The sequence below is a fragment of the Frankia sp. CcWB3 genome (genome assembly GCF_977927595.1).
On record NZ_CDWRCK010000122.1, the window covers coordinates 1 to 12,237 of the forward strand.

8 protein-coding genes, 1 pseudogene and 1 riboswitch are annotated in these 12,237 nt (G+C 68.4%); of the genes and pseudogenes, 7 read left to right on the top strand and 2 right to left on the bottom strand.

Translation table 11 applies throughout. From position 1 onward, the window contains the following. Positions 1-97: 97 nt before the first annotated feature. The 7 genes and pseudogenes from ACY5KJ_RS11250 to ACY5KJ_RS11280 form a co-directional block, all read left to right on the top strand. A pseudogene (locus ACY5KJ_RS11250) lies at positions 98-289 on the top strand (DUF72 domain-containing protein); the annotation flags it as partial. A 96-nt stretch (positions 290-385) separates the two neighbouring features. Continuing rightward, positions 386-1,150, top strand: a complete 765-nt coding sequence (locus ACY5KJ_RS11255; RefSeq protein ID WP_462203328.1) for a response regulator — start codon at positions 386-388, stop codon at positions 1,148-1,150. 437 nt (positions 1,151-1,587) lie between these two features. Further along, positions 1,588-1,677, top strand: a complete 90-nt coding sequence (kdpF, locus tag ACY5KJ_RS11260; RefSeq protein ID WP_462188043.1) for a K(+)-transporting ATPase subunit F — start codon at positions 1,588-1,590, stop codon at positions 1,675-1,677. Continuing rightward, positions 1,678-3,339 carry a potassium-transporting ATPase subunit KdpA gene (kdpA, locus tag ACY5KJ_RS11265; RefSeq protein WP_462203329.1) on the top strand — a complete coding sequence of 554 codons (1,662 nt, stop codon included), beginning with the start codon at positions 1,678-1,680 and terminating at the stop codon, positions 3,337-3,339. It begins immediately after the preceding gene. After that, positions 3,340-5,502 carry a potassium-transporting ATPase subunit KdpB gene (gene kdpB, locus ACY5KJ_RS11270; protein WP_462188046.1) on the top strand — a complete coding sequence of 721 codons (2,163 nt, stop codon included), beginning with the start codon at positions 3,340-3,342 and terminating at the stop codon, positions 5,500-5,502. Between the two features lie 2 nt (positions 5,503-5,504). After that, on the top strand, positions 5,505-6,401 hold the full coding sequence (locus ACY5KJ_RS11275; protein ID WP_462188047.1) for a potassium-transporting ATPase subunit C: 897 nt from the start codon (positions 5,505-5,507) through the stop codon (positions 6,399-6,401). A 96-nt stretch (positions 6,402-6,497) separates the two neighbouring features. After that, complete coding sequence (locus ACY5KJ_RS11280) at positions 6,498-7,196, top strand: response regulator (protein ID WP_462188048.1); 699 nt, start codon at positions 6,498-6,500, stop codon at positions 7,194-7,196. Positions 7,197-7,228: 32 nt separating this feature from the next. On the opposite strand, the gene ACY5KJ_RS11285 is transcribed toward ACY5KJ_RS11280, so the two are convergent. Together ACY5KJ_RS11285 and corA are read right to left on the bottom strand one after the other, a co-directional pair. Then, positions 7,229-9,829 carry a sensor histidine kinase gene (locus tag ACY5KJ_RS11285; protein WP_462188049.1) on the bottom strand — a complete coding sequence of 867 codons (2,601 nt, stop codon included), beginning with the start codon at positions 9,827-9,829 and terminating at the stop codon, positions 7,229-7,231. Positions 9,830-9,983: 154 nt separating this feature from the next. After that, positions 9,984-11,081 (bottom strand): magnesium/cobalt transporter CorA, encoded by a 1,098-nt coding sequence (gene corA, locus ACY5KJ_RS11290; RefSeq protein ID WP_462203330.1) that lies wholly within the window; start codon positions 11,079-11,081, stop codon positions 9,984-9,986. A gap of 295 nt (positions 11,082-11,376) precedes the next feature. Next, positions 11,377-11,544, bottom strand: a riboswitch (M-box (ykoK) riboswitch). Positions 11,545-12,237: the final 693 nt, after the last annotated feature.

Here is a 12,237-nt window from a genome sequence, read left to right on the forward strand (position 1 = left end):
CCACACCCAGCTCCAACACCAACCACTCACCGCAAGATCACGAATCTACGTGAATGTTTACGCCTGACGGGCGTCGACGAAGCGTTGCGCGCCTTCCTGGCAGCGTTGGATTGACACTGCCGTCGAGTGGTTGCGCGAGGGCCGATCACCCACCGTATTTATTCACACCCCGGACAGTGCCGACGCGCTACTACTCGCCCGCTGCTTCCACGATGACGTACGGGTACGTGTGCTTGAACTCGCTGCACTGCCTCAGCCGATACCGACCGAGCCTCTGACCCTCTTCTGATCCGGAGGGGCGAAGGCGCAGGGGGCGAGGATGAGGGATGATGCCAGGGTAGGAGGCGCTGCCGGTCCGGAGGTGGCTGGAGGGGACGGGGCGGATATGACCCGTCTTCTGTTCGTGGAGGACGAACCGCAGCTGCTGCGGACCATGCGGATCACCCTGCGCGCTCGGGGGTTCGAGGTACGCACAGCGGTGGACGGCCGGCACGCGCTGTCGGAGGCGGCGTCGTGCCCACCCGACCTGGTCATTCTGGATCTTGGCTTGCCCGACATGGACGGCGTTGAGGTTATCCAGGGGCTACGGGGTTGGACCGGGGTTCCCATCATCGTGTTGTCCGGTCGCGCCTCGGGTCACGACAAGGTGGCCGCGCTCGACGCCGGCGCCGACGACTACGTCACGAAGCCGTTCTCGATCGACGAGCTGCTGGCCCGGATCCGGGCCGTGACCCGCCGCGCCGCCAGCGCGGAACCGGTGACCGTTGTCGACCTCGGCCGGTACCGGATCGACCTCGGGGAAAAGCGAATCAGCCCACGAGACAGCGCCGACGCCGACGCCGACGCCGACGCGAGCGCGGGCGCGGGCAGCGGTCGTGAGGGTCCATCCGCGACCGGTGGAGAGGACAAGCCGGACGGTCTACGCCTCACCCCGACGGAATGGCGGCTGCTGGAAGCACTGGTACGCTACCCCGGGAAGCTCATCAGCCATCAGCAGCTGATCAGCCAGGTCTGGGGTCCCGGCGTGGCGGACGACAGCTCCTCGCTCCGCCTCTACATCAACAAACTGCGTCGCAAGCTCGAACCCGACCCGGCCCGACCCCGCTACCTGACCACCGAACCCGGCCTGGGCTACCGCTACCAGCCGTAACCACCACGCCTCATTAGCACGCACAGTAGCGCCAGGACACCCTTCGCGGGGATCACCTGGACAAGACGGGGCGGACCGGCCTGCTCCCCGCCCGGGCGGCCGTCCGTGGACCACCGAGAGGTGTTCTGCGTCTCATCCGGGTTGCGCACACCGGGTTTTGCGCGGGTGCGGATCTCGTCCGGGCCGGATGCCGTGTGAGCACCGTGTTGAATTTTCGGGATTGGGCGTCATTGGACCGTTAGCTTCGCTGGTCCGCTGGCGGCAAGGGCTAGATACTGGCAGCTGCCATCAGGCCAGGACGCCAGCCAGGGCGGCGCATTTATTCCGATCTCATCCAAAGTAGAAGGCAGGAGTTCCGTGCGTGACGTTGTCTTCGTGCTGCTGACCCTTGCGGTGTTCGCGGTACTCGGGCTAACCCTCAAGGCAGTGGAGAAGCTGTGAGCGTGGAGAACATCGCCGGCCTGATCCTTGCCGTAGCCCTCGCGATCTTCCTCGTGGCGGCTCTGCTGTTCCCGGAGCGGTTCTAGATGGGCACGAACGCCGCGGGCGTCATCTTCATCGTCTCGATGGTGCTGGCTCTTACCCTGACTTACCGGCCATTCGGCGACTATATGGCCCGGGTGCATACGAGCGGGAAGCACCTGCGGGTGGAACGCGGTATCTACCGGCTGATCGGGGTGGATCCGGGCGCCGAGCAGCGCTGGTCGGTGTATGCCCGCAGCGTGCTGGCGTTCTCGCTCGTCTCGGTGCTGTTCCTGTACCTGTTCCAGCGGGTGCAGAACCACCTGTGGCTGGCGCTGGGCCTGCCGGCGGTCAAGCCGGACCTGGCGTGGAACACGGCGGTCAGTTTCACCACGAACACGAACTGGCAGGCCTATTCGGGTGAGTCGACGATGGGCCATCTGGTCCAGATGTCCGGCCTGGCGGTGCAGAACTTCGTGTCCGCCGCGGTAGGTATCGCGGTGGCGATCGCGGTGGTGCGCGGCTTCGCCCGGAAGAAGACCGACCAGCTGGGCAACTTCTGGGTGGACCTGGTCCGCACCGTCGTGCGGATCCTGCTGCCGGTCTGCGCGCTCGCGGCGATCGTGCTGATCGCCGGCGGCGCGATCCAGAACTTCCACGGGAACACCACGGTCCCCACCCTGGCCGGGGGGGAGCAGGCGGTCACCGGGGGTCCGGTCGCCAGCCAGGAGGCCATCAAGGACTTCGGCACCAACGGCGGCGGCTTCTACAACGCCAACTCCTCGCATCCGTTCGAGAACCCGACCTCCTGGACGAACTGGTTCGAGATCTACCTGCTGCTGTCGATCGGGTTCGCGTTGCCGCGGACGTTCGGCAAGATGGTCGGCAGCACCCGGCAGGGGCTGGCGATCGTCGCGGTGATGGCGGTGCTGGCGCTGGGCAGTCTGGGAGCCAACGAGGTGTTCCAGGCGATCCACCACGACACGGTGCCGACAGCCGTCGGGGCGGCCCGGGAGGGTACGGAGACCCGGTTCGGTGTGCCGGACTCGGCGCTGTTCGCCACGGCCACGACGCTGACGTCGACCGGGTCCGTCGACTCGTTCCATGACTCGTACACCAGCCTGGGTGGCGCGACGCTGCTGTTCAACATGATGCTCGGCGAGGTCGCGCCCGGCGGCACCGGATCGGGACTCTACGGGATCCTGGTCCTCGCGGTGATCACGGTGTTCGTCGCGGGTTTGATGATCGGACGAACGCCGGAGTACCTGGGCAAGAAGATCGGCAGTCGAGAGATCAAGTTCGCCTCGCTGTATTTCCTCACGATGCCGGTCATCGTGCTGGTCGGCACCGGCCTGGCGATGGCGCTGCCGGGGGAACGGGCGGGGATGCTCAACAGCGGGCCGCACGGCCTGTCCGAGGTGCTCTACGCCTTCACCTCGGCGGCGAACAACAACGGCTCGGCGTTCGCCGGCATCACGGTGAACACCGACTGGTATAACACCGCGCTCGGCCTCGCGATGGCCTTCGGCCGCTTCCTGCCGATGGTCTTCGTGTTGGGGCTGGCCGGATCGTTTGCGAAACAGCAGCCGGTGCCGGAAACCGCGGGGACGCTGCCGACCCATCGCCCGCAGTTCGTGGGGATGCTCGTCGGCGTCACCGTGATCATCGTCGCTCTCACCTTCTTCCCGGCGCTCGCGCTCGGGCCGCTCGCGGAGGGTCTGCACTAGATGTCCACCTCGACCATTGCGGGTACGCCGGTTCCGGCGCCCGCGCCGACCCCGCCGCCGGCTCCCCGGCGGGTACAGGGGGGGCTGCTCGACCCGACGATGCTCCTGCGGTCGACGCCGGACGCGCTGCGCAAGCTCGACCCGCGCACGCTGTGGCGCAACCCGGTGATGTTCATCGTGGAGATCGGCGCGGTGTTCACTACTGTCCTGGCGATTCGGGACGAGACCGCGTTCAGCTGGCTGATCACGGTCTGGCTCTGGCTGACCGTGTTGTTCGCCAACCTCGCCGAAGCGGTTGCGGAGGGCCGCGGCAAGGCCCAGGCGGACGCGCTACGCCGCACCAAGACTGACACGATCGCCCACCGGCTGCGCGACGACGGCCGGCTCGAGGAGGTGCCCGCGCCGCGGCTGCGGCAGGGCGACACCGTCGTCGTCGAGGCGGGTCAGTTCATCCCCGGGGACGGCGACGTCATCGAGGGGATTGCCAGCGTCGACGAGTCGGCCATCACCGGCGAGTCCGCGCCGGTGATCCGGGAGTCCGGCGGTGACCGCAGTTCGGTGACCGGCGGCACCCGGGTGCTGTCGGACCGGATCGTCGTGCGGATCACTCAGAAACCGGGCGAGAGCTTCATCGACCGGATGATCGCGCTGGTGGAGGGGGCGAATCGGCAGAAGACCCCGAACGAGATCGCGCTGAACATCCTGCTGGCCGCCCTGGCGCTCACCTTCCTGCTCGCTGTCGCGACCCTGCAGCCGTTGGCGATCTTCTCGAAGGCGCAGCTGCCGGGCGTGCCGGACACCAGCGCGCTGAACGGCGACGGCCTGTCCGGGATCGTGATGGTGTCGCTGCTGGCCTGCCTGATCCCGACGACGATCGGCGCGTTGCTGTCCGCGATCGGCATCGCCGGCATGGACCGGCTGGTCCAACGCAACGTGCTGGCCATGTCCGGCCGGGCCGTCGAGGCCGCCGGCGACGTCAACACCCTCCTGCTCGACAAGACCGGGACGATCACCATTGGCAACCGGGAGGCGCGGGCCTTCGTCCCGGTCGGCGGCACGTCGGAGAATGACCTGGCCAGCGTGGCCCAGTTGTCCTCGCTCGCGGATGAGACCCCCGAGGGCCGCTCCATCGTCGTGCACGCGAAGAACACCTACGGCCTGCGGGAGCGTAGTCCCGGCGAGCTCAGCCACGCCCGGTTCGTGGCGTTCACCGCCCAGACCCGGATGTCCGGGGTCGACCTCGATGCGATCGATGGGGGGCCGAACCGGCAGGTGCGCAAGGGAGCGGCCAGCGCGGTGATCACCTGGGTGCGAGATCTTGGTGGCACCGTGCCCGCGGAGACCGGGGAGATCGTGGACGGCATCTCCGCTTCCGGCGGCACCCCGCTGGTCGTTGCCGAGGCCACCGATGGCGGCACGGCCCGCGTCCTGGGCGTGATCCAGCTCAAGGACGTCGTCAAGCAGGGCATGCGTGAGCGGTTCGACGAGATGCGCCGGATGGGCATCCGCACCATCATGATCACCGGTGACAATCCGCGGACCGCCCGGTCGATCGCCGAGGAGGCGGGCGTCGACGACTTCCTCGCCGAGGCCACGCCCGAAGACAAGATGGCCCTGATCAAACGAGAGCAGGCCGGCGGCAAGCTCGTCGCAATGACCGGCGACGGCACCAACGACGCCCCTGCGCTCGCCCAGGCCGATGTCGGCGTGGCGATGAACACCGGCACGTCGGCCGCCAAGGAGGCCGGCAACATGGTCGACCTCGACTCCAACCCGACGAAGCTGATCGAGATCATCGAGATCGGGAAGCAGCTGCTCATCACCCGCGGGGCGCTGACCACCTTCTCGATCGCCAACGACATCGCCAAGTACTTCGCGATCATCCCGGCGATGTTCGCGGCGATCTATCCCGGGCTGGACACGCTCAACCTCATGCGGCTGCACAGCCCGCAGTCGGCGATCCTCTCCGCCGTCATCTTCAACGCGCTCGTCATCCTCGCCCTGATCCCGCTGGCGCTACGCGGCGTCCGTTACACCCCGTCCAGCGCGTCGGCGATGCTGCGTCGCAACCTCTACATCTACGGCGTCGGCGGTCTGATCATCCCGTTCGTCGGGATCAAACTCATCGACCTTGTCATCCAGTTCATCCCGGGAGCCCGGTAACCATGCCTGCGACCCGACTTCCCTCCTTCGTGCGGCAGCATCTCGCCGCCTTCCGCGCACTGCTCGTGCTGACCGTGCTCACCGGCATCGCCTATCCGCTGGTCATCACGGCCATTGCGCAGCTTCCCGGGCTGAAGGACAAGGCGAACGGCTCGTTCGTCACGAACGCCAGCGGCCAGATCGTCGGTTCAGCCGAGATCGGCCAACTGTTCACCGACGACAAGGGCAACCCGATCCCCAAATACTTCCAGTCCCGCCCGTCGGCGGCCGGCGACGGGTACGATCCGACGTCAACGTCCGCGTCCAACCTCGGCCCGGAAGACATTGTCGACAGTTTCGACGACCCGGCCACCAAGGACGAGGACGAAAGCAGCCAGAGCCTGCTCACCCAGGTCTGCGCCCGCAGCAAGGCCATTGGTGACCTGGAAGGGGCCGACGGCCGGCGTCCCCTCTGCACCGCGAACGGCGTCGGCGCGGTCCTGTCGGTGTTCCGGACCGGCGGCACCACCGGACCGGTCACCCGGGCCGTCAGCATCAACGAGGAGTGCCCGGCCGCGCCCTTCGTCGCCACGTACCAGGGCGTCAAGGTCGAGTGCACCAAGCCCGGCGAGGACTACTCGGCCGGCATCACTGTGCCGATCAAGGGGCCGGGTAAGGGCACGGACAACCCGGTCCCGGCGGACGCGGTCACCGCTTCCGGTAGCGGCCTCGACCCCGACATCTCCCCGGCCTACGCCTACCTGCAGGTGAACCGGGTCGCGAAGGAACGCGGCCTCGACCCGGCCACGGTCCGCGCGTTGGTCCACGACCACGAAGACGGCCGGGCGCTGGGCTTCATGGGCGAACCCACGGTCAACGTCCTCGCCCTGAACCTGGCCCTCGACAAGACGACCAGGTAGCGGGACGCTCAGCCCCGAGGACACCCTCGGCGGAGGCCTCACGATGATTCGCGCCCTGCCTGCCGTACCGCCCGGTTCACTGCCGGGAGATGACGCGTGACCAGCGTGCTCGTGGTGGACGACGACCCACGGCTGCTCCGCGCGCTACACATCACCCTGCGCGCCCGCGGCTACCAGGTCACCGTCGCCGCGGACGGAAGCCGCGCGCTCGCCGCCGCCGCCGAACACGAACCCGACATCATCCTGCTCGACCTGGGGCTTCCCGACCTCGATGGCGTCGACGTCATCCACGCCCTGCGCGGCTGGACCGCCGCCCCGGTCATCGTGCTCTCCGGGCGCGCCGGCAGCAGCGATAAGATCGTAGCGTTGGACGCCGGTGCCGACGACTACGTCACCAAGCCCTTCCGGGTCGACGAACTGCTCGCCCGGCTGCGCGCCGTCGTCCGGCGCACCCCGCCGCCCACCGAACCGCTCACCGTCGCCCTGGGTGACTATCTGATCGACCTCGACGCACGGCGCGTCACCCGCAAACCCGACAGCGCACGCCCGGACGGCCCCGCCGAGGTCCGGCTCACCCCCACGGAATGGCACCTGCTCGACGTCCTGGTCCGCCACCCCGAAAAGCTACTGACCTACCGGGATCTGCTGCCCCGGGCCGGCGGTCCCGCCCCCAAGGAGCAGAGCCACTACCTGCGCCAGTACATCGGCCGGCTGCGCCACAAACTTGAACTCAACCCGGCACAGCCCCGCCACCTCATCACCGAGCCAGGCATGGGCTACCGGTTCCAGCCATGACCTCGTTGTCCAGCCATGACCTCATCGTCAAACTATGACCTCGTTGTCTGTTGACCGTCCCGCGATCTGAGGACCGCACCGCCCGCCGGCTGGGCGGACCCGCCGACCGTCGCGACCGGCAGCGTTACCACCATGGTCAGGCCCCCGCCGGGGGTGTCCTCCGGCGTCAGGGTGCCGCCCATCGCCTCCGTCAGGCCCCGGGAGAGCGCGAGGCCCAGCCCGATGCCGCTGTCGTTGTCGGTGTCGCCCAGCCGCTGGAACGGCGTGAACGCCTGGTCACGGTCCTCCGCGGGCAGTCCAGGCCCGCGGTCGATGACCCGCAGCTGGATCCGGTCGCGCAACGCACTAGCGGTGATCAGCGGGAGCTGGCCCGGGGGTGAATAGCGGGTCGCGTTGGATAGCAGGTTGGCGATCACCCGTTCCAGCAGCGCCGGGTCGGCGTAGGCCAGCGGAAGGTCGTCCGGGACCGTCACAGCCACGTCGCGAGCTGCCGGGCCCAGGTCGCGCAGCACGCCGGGAATCACGTCGTCGAGCCCGACCGGGGCGGGGAACACGCTCAGGCGTCCAGCCTGCAACCGGCTCATGTCGAGCAGGTTCTCCACCAGCCGGGCCAGATGGTCCAACGCTTCCTCAGCGGTGGCGAGCAGTTCCGCCTGCTCCTCGGCGCTCCACTCGACCTCGTTGCTGCGTAGGTTCGCGACTGCCGCCGAGGCCGTGGCGAGCGGGCTGCGCAGGTCGTGGCTGACGGCAGTGAGCAGGGCGCGGCGGGTGCGGTCCGCTTCGGCGAGTGGCCCGGCTTCCGCTGCCACCTGGGCCAGCCGCCGCTGTTCGAGGGCGACCGCGGCCTGCGCGGCGAAGGCGGTGAGTACCCGGCGGTCCGCCGCGGGCAGCGGCCGGCCCCGCAGGACCAACGTCAGGTTCTCGCTGACCGGTACCTCCGTGTCGGCCTCGTCCGGCCGTAGGCACGGGTCGGGCCCGGCGCTGTCGACCACCCGCCAGCCGTGACGGTCTGCCTTGTGGGCGCCGTTCTGACCGCCCTCGGCTGCGCGTTCGAGCAGGGCGACCGAGGTCAGCCCGAACGTCTCCCGCACCCGCGCGAGCAGCGCCGGCAGCGCCTGCTCGCCACGCAGCACGCTCCCGGCCAAGGTCGAGAGCATCTCCGCCTCCGCGGTAGCGCGTACCGCCTGGCTGGTCCGCCGGGCGGCCAGGTCGACCACGCTGCTCACCATCACCGCAACCGCCAGGAACGCCAGGAGTGCGAGCACGTTGTTACTCTCGGCGATGATGAAGCAGTGTATTGGTGGGATGAAGTAGTAGTTCAGCAGCAGCAAGCCGCCAAGCGCGGCCAGCAACGCCGGCAGCAGGCCGCCCACCAGCGCCACGGCGACCACCACGATCAGGAACCCCAGCACGTTGCTGGTCAGGTTGAGATCGGTCCGCTGGTGCGTCAACGCAAGGGTCAGCAGCGGCAGCAGCACGACCGCGGCCAAGACACCGGCAAGCCGCCGCCGGAGGGTCAGCCCACGGGCCCGGCGGGGCAGCAGCCGCCCCTTGCCCACCTCCTCGTGGGTGACCAGGTGCACGTCGATCGGCCCGGACAGTTTCGTTGTCGTGACGCCGATACCAGGGTCGATCATGTGGGCCAGCCGGCCGCGCCGGCTCGCGCCGAGCACGAGCTGGGTCGCGTTCTCCGCTCGGGCGAATTCCAGCAGCGCGATGGGAATGTCGTCCCCGGCCACCTGGTGGTAGCTGCCGCCCAGGCTCTCCACCAACACCCGCTGCCGGGCCAGATGCGCGGGCGACGCACCGGCCAGGCCATCTGATCGGGTGACGTGGACCGCGAGCAGGTCCGCACCCTTGGCGCGATCCGCGATCCGCGCCGCCCGGCGGATCAGTGTGTCGCCCTCAGGGCCGCCGGCCAGTGCGACAACCACCCGCTCCCGCGTCTCCCAGATGCCGGAGATCTGGCGCTCGGTGCGGTAGTGATCGAGCTGTTCGTCCACCTTGTCGGCCAGCCACAGCAGTGCCAACTCCCGCAGCGCGGTCAGATTGCCGACCCGGAAGTAGTTGCCCAGCGCGGCGTCGATCTTGTCTGGGCCGTAGATGTTGCCGTGGGCCATCCGCCGCCGCAGCGCCTCCGGTGTCATGTCGACCAGTTCGACTTGTTCGGCGGCGCGTACCACCGCGTCCGGCACGGTCTCCCGCTGCGGGACTCCGGTGATCCTTTCCACGACGTCGTTGAGCGACTCCAGATGTTGGATGTTCAACGTCGACAGCACGTCGATGCCCGCGTTCAACAGCTCGTGGACGTCCTGCCAACGCTTGGCGTTCCGGCACCCCGGGACGGTCGTGTGCGCCAGCTCGTCGACGAGCACCACCGCTGGCGCGCGGGCCAGGATCGCATCCACGTCCATCTCAGTAAAGGTGGCACCGCGGTAGGAGACCGTGCGGCGGGGCATGATCTCCAATCCGTCCAGCAACGCGGCGGTCCGCGGTCGCCCATGGGTCTCCACCAGCCCGACCACGACGTCCGTTCCGCGTGCCTTGCGCCGCTGAGCCTCACAGAGCATGTCGTAGGTCTTGCCCACCCCCGGCGCCGCGCCGAGGTAGATCCGCAGTCTGCCGCTCGCCATACGCCCCAGTTTCCGCGTACGAGCCACCGCTCACGAGCCTGCGGGGCGATACGTAACCGGCTGTTCGAGGAAGCCGGAGCGGGCTGTGCAATCCACACCGGCGGCAACCTCACGATACGTGGGCCAGCCGACGCCCTCGTCCTCCTCGCGCTGGTCACAGCCACCGCCGCTGCCTGAAGATCACGTACAGCATAATGGACACCAAGGCCATCAGGCCGAGCGCGAACGGGTACCCGAACTCCCAGCTCAGTTCCGGCATGGTCTCGAAATTCATCCCGTACACAGTGCCGATCAGGGTGGGCGCGAAGAGGATGGCCGCCCAGGCCGAGATCTTCTTGACCTCCTCGTTCTGCGCGAGGCTCGACTCGGTCAGCGTCTTCATCTCCTCGTTCTGCCGCTGCCCGACCAGCGCGGCGTTGACGGTCAGGATGTTCGCCAGTAGTTGGCGGAACCCCTCGATCCGCTCCACCACGCCCACCGCGTGGTCGGCCACGTCCCGCAGGTACTGCTGCAGCTCGGGGTCCACGCCGTACTTGGCGAACCCCGCGGCCAGCGCGTCCAGCATGCCCAGCAGCGGCTTGGCCGCCCGCTGGAACTCGATGACCTCACGGGACAGCTCGTAAATGCGCCGGCTCACCGCCGGATCTCCCCTGAACACCTCGGTCTCGATCTCGTCGATGTCGTTCACCAACCCGTCCACCACCGGGGCGTAATCGTCGACGACCCGGTCCAGGATTGCGTACAACACCGCCTCCGGGCCGTGGGCCAACAGCTCCGGGTCGGACTCCATCCGCCGGCGCACCCGAGGCAGATCCGGTGCATCCCCGTGCCGAACTGTGATGACGAAGTCGTCCCCGACGAAGACGTGCAGTTCGGAAAAGTCAACCTCTTCCCGCGCGTCGTCATAGCGGGCGGCCCGCAACACCACGAACAGGGTCTTGCCGTACCGTTCCAGCTTCGGCCGTTGATGCGCCTGCACCGCGTCCTCGATCGCCAGCTCGTGCAGGTCGAACTCGGCCGCGATCGAAGCGATCTCCCGCTCGTCCGGGTGGACCAGACCGATCCACGCCAGATCCTGCTTGTTCCGGCCCCGGCGGTCCCGCAGCAACTGGTAGGTCTCGCCCAGCGAGCCCGGCCGCGCCAAGCGCCGGCCCGCGGCGTAAAACGCGTTCTCCACGACAGTCATCACGTCAGCTCCCCGGGCCGCGAACGGCATCCGCGTCCGCCCGCATGGTTGTGTCGGCAGGGTCAGGCCGGGGCGGCAGCCGCTGCGCAACGACCTCCCGACGGTGCGCAGCTGGCTGATGCCGCCCGACGTGGTCGTCTCACCTGCGACGGGACTGCTCGGCTAGATCATCAGTCTGACGGGGCAGGCTCAGGCGAGGGGGGTCACCGAGGCGACGGGGGTCACCGAGTCAGCCCAGGACAGACGGCAACTATGGCCGGGACTCATCCCGCCACCCCCCTTCCACCAGGCGCCCGCAGGCGCGAGTAGTCCAGGCGGGGTGACCGCGACAACCACACCCGGCCGAAGCCGGGCGACACCGAGCACCCCTCCTCGTCAGAGCTTTGGCACTGCGCGGCGTAATCCCCACCGGGAAGCCACTTGGGCTCACCCCTTAGCCCGGGGAGAGCTGTCCTGACCCGGGGCGTCTCTCGACGTTCAAGGTCAGTGGCCTATGTCCGCGCAGACGCCTCACCGAACGAGGTGCTGCCCGGCCAGGATGCCCCCGCACGCCAGCTCGTGTCAATGTCGGCAACCGGACCAAACGGCGCGCACCCCGACGAAACACACGTCCGGGCCGGACCACGCCAGTGTCGCCACCCGCGCGCCTCGCCGAGGTGACCTGCGCCACCCGGACGTTTCCCGCGGGCGGGTCGGCTCTTGGCAGCGCATTCTCGGTCTCGATCGCCACTGGGGCTGGTTGATCCACATTCGGATGGGGAGCGGGGCGGCGTGGGACGGCGGCGGAATCGCCCTCGGCATCGATGCCGACGTCGTCTCCCGAAAAACCCGACTCCCGGCTTTAGTGGCGTCACGTTGGGTGAGGGCCCGCATCGGGCTCGCACCGGCAGCGGTCCCCAGGTCCTGGCTGCTCTCCGCACCCTGGTGATCAGCCTGCTCCGGTTCGCTGATTTCGCCAACACCGCTCGAGCCTTACGCCGCCACGCCGCTATCCCGACCAGGAGATCACCCTCGTGACCAGCATAAATACGACTTTGCGATGCTCCTGGGGCGGCGGTGAATGCGGACTTCCAGAATCCCCGACCGCCCCCACCCCACCAGGCCGTGTTCCGGCGCATGCGCATCCACTGCACACCTATCAAGGTCACAGACAGTCACAGATTTCTATGCTCAAATACGCTTCTGAACGGTGTGCTACTCTGATGAGGGGACGTAATGAAGT